Annotated in this window: 15 protein-coding genes and 1 pseudogene; 7 read left to right on the forward strand and 9 right to left on the reverse strand. The window is 60.9% G+C overall.

Annotated elements, in window-relative coordinates:
• The first annotated feature begins 440 nt into the window (after nt 1–440).
• The 4 genes from BSF44_RS27945 to phnE are packed head-to-tail and all read left to right on the forward strand — an operon-like array spanning nt 441 to nt 3,671.
• Nucleotides 441–1,292, forward strand: coding sequence for a putative selenate ABC transporter substrate-binding protein (locus tag BSF44_RS27945; RefSeq protein ID WP_095946237.1), 852 nt, complete (start codon nt 441–443; stop codon nt 1,290–1,292).
• The gene (locus BSF44_RS27950) at nt 1,289–2,086 is read left to right on the forward strand and encodes a phosphonate ABC transporter ATP-binding protein (RefSeq protein ID WP_095946238.1); all 798 of its coding nucleotides are present in this window, start codon (nt 1,289–1,291) and stop codon (nt 2,084–2,086) included. The genes BSF44_RS27945 and BSF44_RS27950 overlap by 4 nt, the downstream gene beginning before the upstream one ends.
• Nucleotides 2,080–2,907, forward strand: coding sequence for an ABC transporter permease (locus BSF44_RS27955; RefSeq protein WP_095946239.1), 828 nt, complete (start codon nt 2,080–2,082; stop codon nt 2,905–2,907). The genes BSF44_RS27950 and BSF44_RS27955 overlap by 7 nt, the downstream gene beginning before the upstream one ends.
• On the forward strand, nt 2,904–3,671 hold the full coding sequence (gene phnE, locus BSF44_RS27960; RefSeq protein ID WP_095946240.1) for a phosphonate ABC transporter, permease protein PhnE: 768 nt from the start codon (nt 2,904–2,906) through the stop codon (nt 3,669–3,671). The genes BSF44_RS27955 and phnE overlap by 4 nt, the downstream gene beginning before the upstream one ends.
• Before the next feature lie 198 nt (nt 3,672–3,869).
• Here phnE and BSF44_RS27965 read toward each other — a convergent pair whose 3' ends face one another.
• Nucleotides 3,870–4,100, reverse strand: coding sequence for a hypothetical protein (locus BSF44_RS27965; RefSeq protein ID WP_032828974.1), 231 nt, complete (start codon nt 4,098–4,100; stop codon nt 3,870–3,872).
• 175 nt (nt 4,101–4,275) lie between these two features.
• On the opposite strand from BSF44_RS27965, the gene BSF44_RS27970 reads away from it, so the two are divergent.
• The gene (locus tag BSF44_RS27970; protein WP_095946241.1) at nt 4,276–5,937 is read left to right on the forward strand and encodes a SulP family inorganic anion transporter; all 1,662 of its coding nucleotides are present in this window, start codon (nt 4,276–4,278) and stop codon (nt 5,935–5,937) included.
• Nucleotides 5,938–5,958: 21 nt separating this feature from the next.
• Here BSF44_RS27970 and BSF44_RS27975 read toward each other — a convergent pair whose 3' ends face one another.
• Nucleotides 5,959–6,147: a ribbon-helix-helix protein, CopG family gene (locus BSF44_RS27975; RefSeq protein WP_095946242.1), complete on the reverse strand. Its 189-nt coding sequence runs from the start codon at nt 6,145–6,147 to the stop codon at nt 5,959–5,961.
• Between the two features lie 284 nt (nt 6,148–6,431).
• A complete protein-coding gene (locus BSF44_RS27980; RefSeq protein WP_095946243.1) occupies nt 6,432–6,890 on the reverse strand; it encodes a hypothetical protein in 459 nt (152 codons plus the stop codon).
• Between the two features lie 343 nt (nt 6,891–7,233).
• Between BSF44_RS27980 and BSF44_RS30455 the strand changes: the two are divergent.
• Nucleotides 7,234–7,362, forward strand: a pseudogene (locus BSF44_RS30455) (DUF6124 family protein); the annotation flags it as partial.
• 74 nt (nt 7,363–7,436) lie between these two features.
• Here BSF44_RS30455 and BSF44_RS27985 read toward each other — a convergent pair.
• Complete coding sequence (locus BSF44_RS27985; RefSeq protein ID WP_095946244.1) at nt 7,437–8,453, reverse strand: succinylglutamate desuccinylase/aspartoacylase family protein; 1,017 nt, start codon at nt 8,451–8,453, stop codon at nt 7,437–7,439.
• 117 nt (nt 8,454–8,570) lie between these two features.
• Between BSF44_RS27985 and BSF44_RS27990 the strand changes: the two genes are divergently transcribed.
• Nucleotides 8,571–9,206, forward strand: coding sequence for a TetR/AcrR family transcriptional regulator (locus tag BSF44_RS27990; RefSeq protein ID WP_095946245.1), 636 nt, complete (start codon nt 8,571–8,573; stop codon nt 9,204–9,206).
• Nucleotides 9,207–9,269: 63 nt separating this feature from the next.
• On the opposite strand, the gene BSF44_RS27995 is transcribed toward BSF44_RS27990, so the two are convergent.
• The 5 genes from BSF44_RS27995 to BSF44_RS28015 form a co-directional block, all read right to left on the reverse strand.
• Nucleotides 9,270–9,968 carry an ABC transporter permease gene (locus BSF44_RS27995; protein WP_095946246.1) on the reverse strand — a complete coding sequence of 233 codons (699 nt, stop codon included), beginning with the start codon at nt 9,966–9,968 and terminating at the stop codon, nt 9,270–9,272.
• A gap of 18 nt (nt 9,969–9,986) precedes the next feature.
• A complete protein-coding gene (locus tag BSF44_RS28000) occupies nt 9,987–10,700 on the reverse strand; it encodes an ABC transporter permease (RefSeq protein ID WP_095946247.1) in 714 nt (237 codons plus the stop codon).
• Between the two features lie 151 nt (nt 10,701–10,851).
• Nucleotides 10,852–11,634: a transporter substrate-binding domain-containing protein gene (locus tag BSF44_RS28005; protein ID WP_095946248.1), complete on the reverse strand. Its 783-nt coding sequence runs from the start codon at nt 11,632–11,634 to the stop codon at nt 10,852–10,854.
• A gap of 27 nt (nt 11,635–11,661) precedes the next feature.
• On the reverse strand, nt 11,662–13,665 hold the full coding sequence (locus BSF44_RS30955; protein WP_095946249.1) for an aminotransferase class I/II-fold pyridoxal phosphate-dependent enzyme: 2,004 nt from the start codon (nt 13,663–13,665) through the stop codon (nt 11,662–11,664).
• A gap of 157 nt (nt 13,666–13,822) precedes the next feature.
• Complete coding sequence (locus BSF44_RS28015; RefSeq protein WP_095946250.1) at nt 13,823–15,223, reverse strand: MFS transporter; 1,401 nt, start codon at nt 15,221–15,223, stop codon at nt 13,823–13,825.
• Nucleotides 15,224–15,403 lie beyond the last annotated feature (180 nt).

Below are 15,403 nucleotides of genomic sequence, written 5' to 3' on the forward strand. Positions count from 1 at the left end.
TCTTTATCGGCGCTTGGGTGAAAGGAGGAGGGGCGAAATCTCCCACGGTCTGTACTGCGCTAACAGTCAGAATCGAGCCTTGTCCCTCCTCCTCCCTTCAAGTCCTACCATACAAGCGAGCCTGCTCACGATGGCTCGCTCCTACAGTTTTGAATTTCTGTCATACCAAAACTTGGTGTTCACCAGAGATCCATTGTAGGAGCGAGCCTGCTCGCGATGGCGGCGGATCAGTCAATATTGAAGCTGGCTGACACTCCGCCATCGCGAGCAGGCTCGCTCCTACAGTTCCGTTTTGGCCCTCTCCCCTGCTTCAACGCTGGTCAAGCCCGCAAGAGTCCCTATAATCGCGGCGTTTTCGTCTACCCTCACGAAGCGTCGTGCAGCAATCAGCTTGTGCGGGGCGCATCGACATTTTTCCGCTATTGAACCGGAGAACTTCCATGCTCAAACGTACCCTGGCAATGGCCGTCGGCCTGACCCTGTCCTTTTCCACCCTGCTGGCACAGGCCGCCGACACCCTCAAGGTCAGCGCCATTCCCGACGAAGCCCCCACCGAATTGCTGCGCAAGTTCAAGCCCCTGGGCGAGTATCTGGAGAAACAGCTGGGCATGAAGGTCGAGTTCGTACCGGTGTCCGACTACCCGGCGGTGGTCGAGGCCCTGGCCACAGACCGTATCGACATGGCCTGGCTGGGCGGCTTCACCTTCGTGCAGGCGTGGCTGAAAACCGGCAATGCCATTCCATTGGTACAGCGTGAGCAGGATGCGCAGTTCACCAGCAAATTCATCAGCGCCGACCCGGCCGTCAAGTCGCTGGCCGACCTCAAGGGCAAATCGTTCGCCTTCGGCTCGGTGTCGTCGACGTCGGGCAGTTTGATGCCGCGCTATTTCATGCTGCAGGACGGCATCAAGCCTGAAACCTATTTCAGCCGTGTCGGTTACTCCGGCGCCCACGACGCCACCGTCGCCTGGGTTCAGGCTGGCAAAGTGGACGCCGGCGTACTCAATGCCAGCGTCTGGGCAAAACTGGTCGCGGCCGGCAAGGTCGATACCGACAAGGTCAAGGTCTTTGCCACCACGCCGGCCTACTTCGACTACAACTGGACCGTGCGCGGCACCCTCGACCCGGCCCTTGCCAACAAAATCAAGGCGGCCTTCCTCGCGCTCGACCCGGCCAACCCGGAGCAAAAAGCGATTCTGGATCTGCAAGCCGCCAGCCGTTTCATCGAGACCAAGCCTGAGAACTACAAGGGCATCGAGGAAGCCGCGCGCGCTGCCGACCTGCTGAAATGACGCTGCATCTGAACCGGGTCAGCCTCACCCACGGCAACGGCGTGCGTGCGCTGCATGAGATCGACCTGCACATCGCTGCCGGTGAGCAGGTCGCCATCATTGGCCCATCCGGTGCCGGCAAGTCGAGCCTGCTCAACGTGCTGGCCACCGCCCTGCGCCCGGACGACGGCGCGGTCGAGGTGCTCGGCGAGCACGCCTGGCAGCTTGGCGCGCATCGGCGTCAGCAGCTGCGGGCGCGCATCGGCCTGGTGCATCAGGCGCCGCCACTGCCACCCCGGCAACGGGTGGTCACGGCGGTGCTGGCCGGAAAGCTGGGCCAGTGGGGTTTTGCCAAAAGCCTGCTGAGCCTGCTGCATCCGGTGGATGTTCCGGGGGCGCGGGCGGCACTGATCAAGCTGGACCTGGGTGACAAGCTGTTCGCCCAGTGTCAGCAATTGTCCGGCGGCCAACTGCAGCGCGTGGGCATTGCCCGGGTGCTGTACCAGGCGCCCGAAGTGCTGCTGGCCGATGAGCCGGTGTCGGCGATGGACCCCGTACTGGCCGGGCACACCCTGTCGATCCTCTGCCGCCACGCCCGGGAGCACAAGGTGACACTGGTCGCCAGCCTGCATGCCGTAGAACTGGCCTTGACGCACTTCACGCGCATCATCGGATTGCGAGAAGGACAGGTCCTGTTCGACCTTCCCGCCAGCGACGTCGACCACGATTTGCTCGACAAGCTCTACGCCAACGAGCAACTGCTGTCGCCACCCACGCCAGTGACGCCCTTGATCCTGCAGATTCCCCGATGCTGACCCGCGATACACGAGACCCGGCCACCCTGCCCCGCCTGCTGCTCAGTCTGTTGGCACTTGCTCTGCTGTGGCCCGGCATTCATTTCAGCGAACTGGACCTGGGTGTGCTGCTCCAGGCCGACAGCCAGAGTGAGATGGGCCGGTTTGTCTCAGCCTTCTGGCCGCCTGCCCATGGTGAAGAGTTCCTTCAGCTACTGTGGCAAGCCACGTTGCAAACCCTGGCCATCGCCACCGCCGGCATGGCCCTGGCCTTGATGTTGGCCGTGCCCGCCAGCTTGTTGGCCAGTCGAGCGCTGTCGCTGTCCGCAGCCTCGCGCAGTGGTCGTCCGAGCGCACTCGGGCGGCTGTTGCGCTGGCCGGTGCGCGGGTTGCTGATCTTCCTGCGCAGCGTGCCGGAAATCGTCTGGGCCTTGCTGTTCGTGCGCGCCGTCGGCCTTGGCCCGACGGCCGGGGTGCTGGCCATTGCCATCACCTACAGCGGCATGCTGGGCAAGGTCTACGCGGAAATCTTCGAGTCGGTCGACCAGCGTCCCGCCCACTCGTTGCTGCAAGCCGGCAGCAGCCGGTTGGCGGCGTTCTGCTACGGCATCCTGCCCAATGTCGGCGCGGAGTTGCTGTCGTACACCGTGTACCGCTGGGAATGCGCGATCCGCGCGTCGGTGGTGATGGGCTTCGTCGGCGCTGGCGGGCTGGGCCAGCAGATCGACTTGTCGTTGCGCATGTTCGCCGGCGGTGAAGTGGCGAGCATGTTGCTGACCTTTTTCGTCCTGGTGCTGTTCGCCGATCAGATCAGCCGCCTGCTGCGCTGGAGGTTCGCATGAATCGCCTGATCAACCTGCTGCTGATCCTGTGCATTGGTGCAGCGGTCGTCGCTTCGTTCCGCTATCTGGGCATAGACCTCGGCGAACTGGGTGGCAGCGGTAATATGAAGCAGATGGGCGCCTACGTGCTGCGTTTTCTCAGCCCGGACCTGAGCACCGGCCATCTGCAAGCCATCGGCCGTGGCGCCGTGGAAACCATGGCCATGTCGGCCCTCGGCACCCTGCTCGCGGCGGTGTTCGGCCTGATGCTGGCACTGCCGGCGGCCGGGCGTTTCGGATGGCCGCTGCAGAGTGCGTCGCGCCTGGTGCTGAACGCCCTGCGCGCCATTCCCGAACTGGTGTGGGCCGCGCTGATGGTGCTGGCCGCCGGACTCGGCCCGAACGCCGGGACCCTCGCACTGGCCATGCACACCACCGGGGTGCTGGGTCGATTGTTCGCCGAAGCACTGGAAAACACCCCGCCGCAACCGGCCGAAGCTATTCGTTTGCAGGGCGGCAACGTGGTCTGGGCTTTCTGCTACGGCACCCTGCCCAACCTGTTTCCGCAGTTGTTGGCGTACATCCTGTACCGCTGGGAAAACAACATCCGCATGGCCAGCGTGCTCGGCTTTGTCGGTGCCGGCGGTTTGGGGCAGATGCTCTATGTCAGCCTCAGCCTGTTCCAGGAAGCCCAGGCGAGCACGGTGATCCTGGCCATGTTGCTGCTGGTATTTGCCGTTGATGGGTTGAGCAGTTGGAGTCGCCAGCGCTGGGTTAAGGCGTGATGGGGGATTGAATGGATTTACACCTATATGACCGGTGATTGAGCTACTCGGCCTTTTTACCGGAGGTCATGAGTTCAATCGGATGCCGAAACTGGACTCGTCTGATGCCAAAACACACAGACCAAAGAGCTTCTCTTTGACTGGACAGGTACTCGACTTTCACTGACATGATCATGTCTCCAGGGCGCGAACCAAGGGTTAAAAGTGGATTTCAGCGGTCTTGAGGCCCAAGTCTCGAAGCTCGGCGATCAGGTCATCCAGATGCCCGAAAGACTCGACTTCCTCGTTGTCATCAACCAAAAAATAACTTCTCCCGGCGTCCTTCTTGAAAAACACGATCCACTCCTTGGGGTTGGTCGGGTTTGCGATCACATGGGTGTCAAAGGTCACGCCTTCGGCGTGTTTGCTTTTCACAGCTTTACGATTCATGTCAGTCACCACGCTACACGCGCTCTCAAGATTCTCTATTTACAGTGCATGCCCGCCCAGCTCCATCTGAACTTTCTCTATAAACATCTCCAGCCGCCCGAAGCAGTGGATCAAAGGCATTTCAATTATCACTGTATGTTAATATTATGCACATGCATCCACTGAGGAGCTAGCCATGATTGCGATAGGTGAGGCATGGAAGGCGGGGTTGTTGGGGCGAGAGCATTGGCTCCGCAATCTGGTGTCTGGCGTGATCGTCGGGGTCGTGGCGCTCCCTCTGGCAATGGCGTTTGCCATTGCATCTGGCGTCAAACCTGAGCAAGGCATCTACACCGCAATCATCGGTGGCCTGCTGGTTTCGCTCTTTGGGGGAAGCCGCTTGCAGATTGCCGGGCCGACAGGTGCGTTCATCGTGATCCTGGCGGGAGTCACGGCCGAGCACGGTATAGACGGTCTGCAAATCGCCACGATGATGGCGGGTGCCATGTTGTTATTGCTGGGGATGGCCCGGCTCGGTGCAATCATCAAGTTTATCCCCGATCCGGTGATCGTCGGATTCACCGCAGGCATCGGCGTGATCATCTGGGTCGGACAGTGGAAAGACTTTTTCGGTTTACCGAGGATCAGTGGAGAGCATTTCCATGAAAAGCTCTGGCATTTGCTCCAGGCGCTCCCTGATCTTCATATGGCCACGACCCTGCTGGCGGTACTCAGTCTTTTCCTGGTCATCACCGCGTCCAAAATTCCCGGACTCAAACGGGTACCTGGCCCATTAGTCGCAATGGCGGTCGCTACAGCGATACAGTCAACCTTTCATTTCGAAGGGGTAGCCACGATCGGCAGCGCATTTGGTGGCATACCTCAAGGCCTTCCAGCGTTGAGCCTGCCTGAAATCACGCTGTCTCGCGTCATCGACTTGATCGGTCCGGCGTTCACTATCGCCATGCTTGGAGCGATCGAATCACTGCTGTCCGCCATGGTGGCCGATGGCATGGCGGGCACTAAGCACGATTCCAATCAGGAACTGGTCGGTCAGGGAGTGGCTAATCTGGTCACGCCATTGTTTGGCGGTTTCGCAGCGACCGGAGCCATTGCCCGTACTGCAACCAATATCCGTAACGGCGGCACGAGCCCGCTGGCCGGCATTACGCACGCGGTCACGTTGGTGCTTATTATTCTGTTTCTGGCACCTCTGGCCTCAAACATCCCACTGTGCGCCCTGGCCGCCATTCTTTTCGTGGTCGCGTACAACATGAGCGAGTTGAAGCACTTCAAACGCATGGTCCAGCGGGCCCCGCGCGCAGACGTAGCTATCCTGCTCATCACTTTCAGTCTCACAGTGTTCAGTGACTTGGTGATCGCTGTGAACATCGGCGTCATCCTTGCGATGCTGCACTTCATGCGCCGCATGGCCTCATCTGTTGAGGTACAACAGGTAGTCGAGCACGAGCTTGAAGAAGAATTGAGGGCCAATGGGCACACTCGCCTGCCGCCTGGGGCAATGATTTATACGATTGAAGGGCCATTGTTCTTTGGCGCGGCCGAGACCTTCGAGCGAGTCCTGGCACAGACCCATACCGATCCACGTCTGCTGATTATTCGCTTGAAGCGTGTACCGTTTATGGATATCACTGGCTTGCAGGTACTGGAGGAGGTCATTCAGCAACTGCACAAGCGCAATATCGTGGTGAAACTCTGCGAAGCGAACACGAAGGTGCTCAACAAGCTCGATAGGGTGGGTATCTTGCAAGAAATCGGCACGGAGCATTACCACGCCGACTTCAACACCGCGCTGGCTAAAGCGGTCAGTCTCGCAGAGGGTCCATCGACCCTTTAAAGGCTTGCTGCCCGTGCCAGGTTATGACTTGGTACTGGCGGCATGCTTGCTTTTGGTCGAATAGGTAGCACCGTGGGTGTCCAGGTAGTCACGAATCAATTGACGGACCACCTGAGAAGACGTCAGGTCTTGTGCTGCACAGAGTTCCTCGAAGGCTTTTTTCTTGACGGGATCAATGAGCACAGTGAGGCGCGCAGTCTTGCTTTCCATGGGGTATTCAATCGCTCAATTCGCTAGATGTTAATCAAATTGTAATTGCCTTGTCCGGCGCTGTCACTGTGCTGCTCGTTACTTCGACTTTACTCACAAGAAAAGATTCGGCTCTCACGGTGGGTGATGAGTCGGATCTGCTTCGACTCGGCGTGGATAGTCCCCATCCGCGAGGAAGGGAGCAAATTTATTCCAAGCTAGCCGACTGCCTGCCAAACCAATACTTTCAACGCAAAAAACCTTCCTGCGCGTCAACACAGGAAGTTTTTTTTGTTTGCGGCCGATCAGTCTTTAGCCTGGCTCAACTTGGTGAACAACTCGGTCGGTACTTTCTTGCCGTTCGAGGTGAACTGGTTGGTGCGGAACTTGTACACCTCACCCTCGGACAGGAAACCGTCGCCGTTGGTGTCCATCGCCTTGAATTCCTCAGCGCCCTTGGGCGCCACGGCCAGCAGTTCCTTGAGCGACACGCGGCTGTCATCATCGGTGTCGGTGCGCGCAAACGAAGCATCGCCGCATTTGCCTTCACCGCACTTGCCCTCGGCCTGGGTCTTTTGCGCGCCGGCTTCGGCACCGCACTTGCCTTCGCCACACTTGCCTTCGCTGGTCTTCTGCGCGGAAGCCAATTGATAGCCCTGAGGCAGAGCTTCGGCGGAAAACGCAGAGGACGCGAAGTTGATACCGCCGACCAGTGCAACAGCGATCAGGCCAATGCGGGTTTTGTTCGACTGGATACGAGACATGTTGATACTCCGGATCAATGGTGCGGCGGGACCTCTATTGGTCGTACCGCAAGGGTTGATAAACCTGGTGGCGAGCTGCGTTGTGCATCTCGCTTTGCCAGGTCTATTTGGCCCCAGTGGTGTATCCCGGCTGTATCCGTAAAGCGCTGGTTTTGTATGGCTGTATGCGGATGCCGTGCCCTGATACACGGCGATACACGAAAGCCGGTAGTCAGTTGATCACGTCCGCAAGAGTGCTTGTTTAAAAAGGTTGTAGGTTATTTCCTGAGGGCTACAAGACCTTGCGTCGTTGCCTACGGTTACGCCAGAATCCGCCGGCTTGTGCGCCCTGCTCCCGGTCTCTATTGTGCACCCGTTGGTGGATCACCTGGACGGCGGATCGCGCAATGCCCTGCTGGGGATTTCCAACAGTGTGATGTTGGCGGAGATCACGGCGAATCGGGTGCTGGACCAAATCGACCCGCCCGCATAAATACGGCTACCTGAGGCGAGGGAGTTTGCTACCTCACTTCAGTTCCTGTGTTTTTGATGTTGGCTGGGCTATCACTAGTTCGGGTCCAGCAACCCGCCACTCCAGTTACGCGACACCCGGCTGCCGGTGAACTTCGCCACCCCCATGCCCAGGGGGATCAGGCGGTCGCGATAGCGCGTCACCAGGCGCCCCGCTTGTTCGGCGTGCAGCACCACTTCGGTGGACGGGTCGCCCGGCCGCCCAAGGATTCGCGCAAAGCGTTGCCCTTCCTCGACAAAATCCCCCAGCTCTTTTTCGAAGATCAGCACCCCGGGTTGCGGCGCGATGATGGTTTCCATGTTGCCCATTTCCACGGCCTCAACGGGCCAGTCCGTGGGCGCCACTGATTCATCGATGACACCGCAACCGCACAGCCAGTTGTACAGCCCTTCGGCATCCTGTTCGGCAAAACGATCGCTGACATCGCCCTGCCCGCGCAGCTCCAGGGTCGCAGCCATGCGCCCCGCTGTGACTCCGTCGCGTATCCAAGGAGCAATGATGGTTTCCTCGAAGGAGCCATCGCCGCCGTCATCCCAGATGATCGCCACGTCCATCTTCATCGCCGCCGCCAGTTCGCGGCCACGGGGCCAGAAAATGCGGTGCATGTACAGGTACGGCAGCGCCTCGTCATCGGTATGCAGGTCGAGCATCACATCGGCCGGGGCGGCCAGTTGCACCAGTTGCTTTTGCCATTGCTGAACGCAGGTCGAAGGTCGCTCCATGGCCGCCGACTGGTCGAACGCACGATTGAAGTTTTGCCCGGTGGCGTTGTGATAACGGCCGAGAATCCGCCCCTGGCGAAACTGCCCGATGCCCAGCGGATTGGCCTGCGGCACCACGGTGATGTTGCCTTTGAGCCGGCCCTGGGTTTCGGCGGTTTGCAGTCGTTGCATCAACAGGTGCAGGACCAGCATCCCGGCGATTTCATCGGCATGAACGCCGGCCTGCAAGTGCACGTTTGGCCCGCTGCCGTCACCCGCATAACGCCAGGCACCGACCCGCACGGCGTCACCGTTGTTGTTGCGAACACTGAACGAAATATCCTGCGGCATTGGCTTTCCCTCCCGTCATGAACCTTGAAAAACGTTGTATCGCTGCTGCCGAGGCTGGTGATTGAACAGACGTTCAACTAAGCTCGGCATCGTGGAACCTCACCCAAGGACAGCCTTGTGACAACCGATGCCCCGAAAAACCGCCGCGCCGAACCCGAGGACCGTCGCGAAATGCTGGTGGCCGCCACCCTGCGCTGCCTGGGCCGCGACGGTCACGCCGGGATTTCCGTGCGACGCATTGCCACCGAAGCCGGGGTGTCCGTGGGGTTGCTCAACCATCACTTCGGCAGCATCGAAGTACTGATCGCCGACACCTACCAGCGGCTGGCGAGCGAACTGACCACGGCCCTGCTCCAGGAAATCGAGCAGGCCCAGACACCCGCGCAAAAGATCGATGCCTTTCTCGAAGGCTCGTTTTCCCCCAGGGTCATGGACCCGAAACTGCTCGGCGTGTGGGTGGTGTTCTGGAGCCTGATCCGTCACTCCGAACACGTCAGCCAGTCCCACGAAAAAAGCTACCGCGCCTACCTCGACCTGATCCGCCAGTTGCTCGAAGGGCTGGCCGCCAGCGAAGGCTTCGTGATTCACGACACGCGCCTGGCCGCCATCGGCTTATCGGCGATGCTCGACGGTCTCTGGCTCGAGTGGTGCCTGAACCCCGAGACCTTCAGCGCCGCCAACGGACTGCATATCTGCCGTTGCTGGATAAAGGGGCTGCGTCACGGAGCATTCAGCACCGACGACGTCTTGTGACGCGTGTCGGCCGAAGATCATCGCCAGAGGGCCGCTGACGGAGGTCAACCCGTGGCGAACTCATCAGGCTGACCTGCGTACCGGCGTTCCGCGCCGTTCGGCAAAGGCAAACAGCGCTTCGATCAGGAACGTCAGGCAGACGTAGACACCGGCCACCAGCAACAGGGGTTCGTACACCTGCAGGGTTTGCGCGCGGACTACGTTGGCGGCGCCGAGCAGATCGATCACGGCGATGGTCGAGGCCAGCGCCGTGGACTTGAGCAGCATCACGGTTTCCCCGGCCAGGGTCGGCAGCAGCAGGCGCATCGCCCGGGGCAGCCGTACCCGCAGCAAGGACTGGCGCGCAGTCATGCCGAAGGCCGACGCCGCTTCCATTTCACCCTTGGGCACCGCCAGCAGGCCACCGCGAATCACTTCGCCGACATAGGCGCCCACCGACACCACCAGGGCGAACACGATGTACCAGTAACCATCGCGCAGGTACGGCCAGAGAAAGCTGCCGCGAATCAGCGGGAACTGGGCAAACAGGCTGCCCAGGCCGTAGTAGAAAATGTAGATCTGGATCAGCAACGGCGTACCGCGGGTGACGCTGGTGTAGAACAGGCTGACCTTGGCGATCACCTGGTTTTTCGAGATCCGCGCCAACGCCACCAGTACCGCCAGGACAAAACCGAACACACTGGCGATCAATAGAATCGTGAGGGTGGTTTGTAGCCCCCGGCCCAACAGTGCCGCGTAATCAACTATCCACGCTGGAATCATTTCATTCTCTCTGCCGGTTCAGTCAACAAGAGGCATCCAGCGACGAATACGTCGCTCCAACCGTCCCGAAAGGTAGTTGGACACCAGCGTCACCGCGTAATACAGCGCCGCGGCCGTGAGGTAGAACAACAGATAGTGGCGCGTCGATCCCGCGCCTTGCTTGGCGGTGTACAGCAGCTCGTTGGTGCCGACCACGCTGATCAGCGCGCTGTCCTTGATCAGGTTGATCCACAGGTTGGCCATCCCGGCCATGGCGTAAGGCGCCATGATTGGCAGCGTGACCCGGCGGAACAGGCCAAAGCCGCTCAGGCCGAACGCCTTGGCCGCTTCGATCTGGCCGAAGGGAATCGCCTGGATCGCCGCGCGGAAAATCTCCGAGGCGTAGGCGCCCTGCACCAGCCCCAGCACCACGATGGCCGCCAGCGGACCGCTGACATCGACCACGCCGTAGCCGAGCCGGGTCATCAGCGAGTTGAGGAGCATGGAGCCGACGTAGTACAGCAACAGAATCAGCAGCAATTCCGGAACCGCCCGGAACAAGGTGGTGTAGCCGCGCATCAGCGCTGCAATCGGCTTCGGCGCGCCCAGCTTGAGGCACGCCACCACCAGCCCGATGGCCAGCCCGAGCACAAAGGCCCCGGCGGAAATCTGCAGGGTCATCCAGAGCCCCTTCAACAGCGCACTGCCCCATCCCTGCTCGGTGAAATTGATCAGATCGAACATTGCCGGCATTTCACTCTCCAGTTGGCGGACACGATCCCCTGTAGGAGCGAGCCTGCTCGCGAAAAACGTTAACGATGACGCGGTCACTCAGTAGATCCGCGGTGCACTGACGTCCATCGCGAGCAGGCTCGCTCCTACAGGTTTTTTTGTGTGCCCGGGATCAGAACGCAGGCTTCACGCTGGTGCCGAAGTAGCTCTGGGACAGCTCGTCGTAGTCTTTGCTCGCCAGCAATTGCTGGATGGCCTTGTCCAGTCTGGCCTTGAGTTCGGTGTCGTCCTTGCGCAGGCCCGCGCCCACGCCTTTGCCGAAGATCGGGTCGTAAGGCACGGCGCCGAGGTAGGCCAGTTCCTTGGCATCCGGGGTTTTGACAAACGCAGCCATGGCCGTGCCGTCGGCCATCATCAGGTCGATGCGCCCGGCAATCAGGTCGGCGTTGGCCGAGTCCTGGGTGTCGTAGTACTTAACCTCGGCGATTTTTTCGTAGTAGGTCTTAAGGTAACTGGCGCTCACGGTCGAGTTCTGTACGCCGATGATCTTGCCCTTGAGGTCATCGGGGTACTTCTTCACCGATGCGTCTTTCGGGCCGACGACGGCAATCACCGAGTCGTAGTAGGCCTTGCTGAAGGCGATCTGCTTTTCGCGTTCTTCGGTCACCGACATCGAAGAAAAGATCACGTCGATCTTCTTCGCCAGCAGCGATGGAATGATGCCGTCCCACGCCACTTCCTTGATCTCGCACTCGGCTTTCATTTCGCTGCACAGCTTGTGGATCAGGTCGACCTCAAAACCTTTCCATACGCCGTTGGCCTGTTTCTCGGTGTACGGCGGATAGGGTTCCGCTGCCACCGCGAACCGGATCGGCTGTGCCTGAGCAGCACTCATGCCGGCCAGCATTACGCAGGCCGCACCGGTCAACCAGTTTGCAAAACGTCGATTTCCCATGTTGTTTTCCCGTCTTTTTATGATGAGTTAGCGAGTCTGATGAGCGTTGACGAATTGTCGGCAACGCTCGCTGCGTGGGTGTACGAACACTTCGTCCGGCGAACCGGTTTCCTCGATCAGCCCTTGATGCAAAAAGGCGACTTTGGATGAGACATCGCGTGCGAAAGCCATTTCATGAGTCACCAGGATCATGGTCCGGCCTTCTTCGGCGAGGGAGCGGATCACCCGCAGCACTTCCCCGACCAGTTCCGGGTCGAGTGCCGAGGTGGGTTCATCGAACAGCATGACCTTGGGCCGCATGGCCAGGGCCCGGGCGATGGCCACCCGTTGTTGCTGTCCCCCGGAGAGAAACGCCGGGTACTCGTTGCGCTTGGCCGCAAGCCCGACGCGCTCGAGCAGGGCTTCGGCCCGTTCCGTGGCCTCCGCCCGGCTTTCACGCAGGACCTGGGTCGGCGCTTCGATGAGGTTTTCCAGCACCGTGCGATGGGGCCAGAGGTTGAAGTTCTGGAACACCATGCCCAGGCTGGACCTTATGCGCACAAGCTGTTTGGCGTCCGACACCAGCGGTGCGCCGGGACGGTTCTGATTAAGGTGAATGCTTTCGCCATCGACCAGGATGCGCCCCTGGTCCGGTACTTCGAGCATGTTGATGCAGCGCAGCAAGGTACTTTTGCCCGAGCCGCTGGCACCGATCAGGGAGATCACCTCGCCCTCGCGGGCAGTCAGGGACACGCCCTTGAGCACCTCGATATTGCCGAAGCGTTTGTGCAGGCCATCGACCTCGATCATGGTCCTGGCAGCGACCGGTTCGACGGTCGCGGTGCTGGTCAGCGTGCCGATCACCGGCCTCGGCGCTTCACCATCGAGCACCTGGACAAAGCCGCGAATGCGCTGGCAGGCCTGGGCCAGGCGTTCGTCACTGAGGGTGAACGACAGCCGTACAAAACCCTGGGCCGGCTCACCGAAGGCCGCCGCATCCAGCACCGAGACACCGGCTTCGCGCAACAGGCGCCAGGCGAACTCCAGCGAGGTCAGGCCGGTGCCGCGCACGTCCACCAGCACGAACATGCCGGCATCGGGGTTGAGCACGCTGATGCCCGGGCAATTCGCCAGGCCGGACACCACCAGGTCGCGGCGCCGACGATAGATCTCGCGCATGCCGTGGGTGACTTCGTCATGGGACTGCACGGCCTTGAGCGCCGCTTCCATGACAAACCCGGGCAAGCCGTACAGCATGCTCAGCACCAGGGTTTCGACATGATTGACCAAGGCTTCATTGGCCATGACCCAGCCGATGCGCCAACCGGTCATGGCATGGGATTTGGACAGGCTGCCGATCACCACGCAGCGCTCGGCCATGCCCGGCAACGCCGCCAGGCTCAGGTGTTCGCGCTCATAGGCGAGGCTCTCGTAGACCTCGTCCACCACCACCCACAAATCATGAGCGATGGCGAGTTCGGCGATGGCCTGCAGCTCTTCGCGACCCAGCACAACCCCGGTGGGATTGTTCGGGTTGGAGAAGAAGATCGCCCGGGTGCGCGGGGTAATGGCCTTGGCCAACACGGCGGCATCCAGGCGAAAACCCGAGTCCGCCGCACAAGGCACCCGCACCAGCGTGGCGCCGGACGCCTTGAGCGTCGCTTCGTAGGTGACGTACATCGGATCGAAGGCAATCACCTCGTCGCCGGCACTGAGCAGGCACATCGAGGTGGCGAACAAGGCGTTCTGCGCACCGGCCGTGAGAATGACGTTCGACGCCTGCAGCTGGCGGTCGATCAGTTGGCTGTAGCGGCCGGTAATGGCCTCGCGCAAGGCCTGGCGACCGGCGATCTCGGTGTAGTGGGTGTCCCCTTCACGCAGGGCATGGATGGCGGCATCGGTAATGAAATCGGGGGTGGGGAAATCCGGGTCGCCGACGCTGAGGATGATCACGTCCTCACCGTTGCGCTGCGCCGCGCTGGCCGCGTAGTGGATATCCCAGGCGGCAACGCCTTGGCCACTGATCCGTTCAACAAAGGGTGAAAACCGCATGCCAGTGCCTCGTTCGAATTGAAGAAACGCAAGCCCGCAACCAGCCGGGGGAAGGTGGCCCCCAACATAGTCCAGACTGAACACTCGTTCAACAGAAAACTGGCGAGGCTTCGCGTTCAGCGTAAACAGGTCGTTTTCACGACAGTCGCGCCGTTTTTCAGCACGCCGCGATCAGGCGACGTGAAACGATTTTGCTGACCGCTCCCAGCACCAGAGCCAGGAGAATCAGCCCCGCAGCCACCGCAAACGTCAACCGCATCCCCTGTGCGATGGCCTCGGGTTGTGCCTGCAAAATATCGTGGCTGGCGGTGCCGAGGGCGAACACAGCGCCCATCACCGAAGCGCCGGTGATCAGCCCCAGATTGCGAGACAGGCCGAGCAAACCGGACATCACGCCACGTTGGTCCGGCGCGATATCCGCCATCACGGCGGTATTGTTCGCCGCCTGGAACAGCGCATAACCGGCCGTGAGGACCACCAGCGGTGCGAGGTAGCCGAGTGCGCCGACGCTCAGCGGCACGACAGGAAGGAGGCAGGCGCCGGTCAACATGGCAATCAGCCCGACCGTGCTCGAACGCTGCGCGCCCCATCGGTCGACCAGCCGCCCGGAGGGCACACCGGCCAATGCCGCCACCAGCGGTCCGGCCGACATCACCAGGCCGACACTCGCCGCGCTCAAACCCAAGGCAGCCGACAGATAGAACGGCCCGACCACCAGGGTGGCCATGACCACCGTGGTCACCAGTGTACTCATGGCGAACCCTGCGCTGAGCAACGGATTGCGCAACGTCGCGAGATTGACCAGCGGCGACGCGGCGGTCTGCTCGACGAGTACGAACACAATCAACCCGACCACCGTGGTCAGCAGCAGCGCCGTATTGAGCGGGCCGAAGCTGCCGCGTCCAAGGGTCATTGCCAGCGCGTAAGCCAACAGGGTCAGGACCAATACCAGGGTGCCCAGCGCGTCGAAATCTGCTCGGGAGGAAGACATCTTGTGGCGATCCACCGGCAAAAAGCGCCAAGCCAACACCATCGCCAAGACACCCAAGGGTACGTTCAGCAAAAAAATCCCTTGCCAGCCCACCTGGGCGATCATCACGCCGCCAAGTGTCGGCCCCAATGAAGTGCCGATCGCCGACATCGTACCGAGCACGCCCATCGCGCTGCCCATTTTTTCCTTGGGCATCGCCCCGCTCACCAGCGCCATGGTCAGCGCCATCATGGTCGCCGCACCGACGCCCTGTAAGGCCCGGGCGGCAATCAGCAGCCACAGACTGGGCGCCAGGGCGCAGAGGAGCGAGGCGACGGTGAACACCGCAATGCCGATCAGCAACAATCGCCGTCGCCCCAGAAGGTCGCCGAGCCGGCCGACGCAGACGATCAGCGCGGTGATGCTCAGCAAGTAGGCGAGCACCACCCACTGCACGGCCTGGAACGACGCGGAAAACGCCTCGGCCAGTGTCGGTAAACCCACGTTGGCGATGCTGGTGCCCAGGGACGACAGCAGCATGGATAACGACAGGCTGGCCAAGGCGCCCCGGATTGATATGGACTTCATTTTCTCGCGACTCCGCAAACAGGTTGTCCGAAGCCTAAGCCCGGCCATAACATGGCGGAAGACGCAGCATTTGCACTTTATACGTGCACACAACGCCATCTACCCACAAACCAGTGTGGGAGCGGGCTTGCTCGCGAAAGCAGTGTGTCAGGCGATACCAGTGTCGACTGATGCGCCGCC

Origin of the sequence: Pseudomonas sp. ACN8 (genome assembly GCF_002303925.1) — a bacterium.
Taxonomy (GTDB): Bacteria; Pseudomonadota; Gammaproteobacteria; order Pseudomonadales; family Pseudomonadaceae; genus Aquipseudomonas.

Excerpts from the sequence above, each read along its gene's own strand:
- BSF44_RS27995 (WP_095946246.1), bottom strand. The coding sequence starts at position 9,968 with ATGATTCCAGCGTGGATAGTTGATTACGCGGCACTGTTGGGCCGGGGG.
- BSF44_RS27945 (WP_095946237.1), top strand. The coding sequence starts at position 441 with ATGCTCAAACGTACCCTGGCAATGGCCGTCGGCCTGACCCTGTCCTTT.
- BSF44_RS27980 (WP_095946243.1), bottom strand. The coding sequence starts at position 6,890 with ATGTCTCGTATCCAGTCGAACAAAACCCGCATTGGCCTGATCGCTGTT.
- BSF44_RS28005 (WP_095946248.1), bottom strand. The coding sequence starts at position 11,634 with ATGGGAAATCGACGTTTTGCAAACTGGTTGACCGGTGCGGCCTGCGTA.
- BSF44_RS27955 (WP_095946239.1), top strand. The coding sequence starts at position 2,080 with ATGCTGACCCGCGATACACGAGACCCGGCCACCCTGCCCCGCCTGCTG.
- BSF44_RS30955 (WP_095946249.1), bottom strand. The coding sequence starts at position 13,665 with ATGCGGTTTTCACCCTTTGTTGAACGGATCAGTGGCCAAGGCGTTGCC.
- BSF44_RS27950 (WP_095946238.1), top strand. The coding sequence starts at position 1,289 with ATGACGCTGCATCTGAACCGGGTCAGCCTCACCCACGGCAACGGCGTG.
- BSF44_RS27965 (WP_032828974.1), bottom strand. The coding sequence starts at position 4,100 with ATGAATCGTAAAGCTGTGAAAAGCAAACACGCCGAAGGCGTGACCTTT.
- phnE (WP_095946240.1), top strand. The coding sequence starts at position 2,904 with ATGAATCGCCTGATCAACCTGCTGCTGATCCTGTGCATTGGTGCAGCG.
- BSF44_RS28015 (WP_095946250.1), bottom strand. The coding sequence starts at position 15,223 with ATGAAGTCCATATCAATCCGGGGCGCCTTGGCCAGCCTGTCGTTATCC.
- BSF44_RS28000 (WP_095946247.1), bottom strand. The coding sequence starts at position 10,700 with ATGCCGGCAATGTTCGATCTGATCAATTTCACCGAGCAGGGATGGGGC.
- BSF44_RS27970 (WP_095946241.1), top strand. The coding sequence starts at position 4,276 with ATGATTGCGATAGGTGAGGCATGGAAGGCGGGGTTGTTGGGGCGAGAG.
- BSF44_RS27985 (WP_095946244.1), bottom strand. The coding sequence starts at position 8,453 with ATGCCGCAGGATATTTCGTTCAGTGTTCGCAACAACAACGGTGACGCC.
- BSF44_RS27975 (WP_095946242.1), bottom strand. The coding sequence starts at position 6,147 with ATGGAAAGCAAGACTGCGCGCCTCACTGTGCTCATTGATCCCGTCAAG.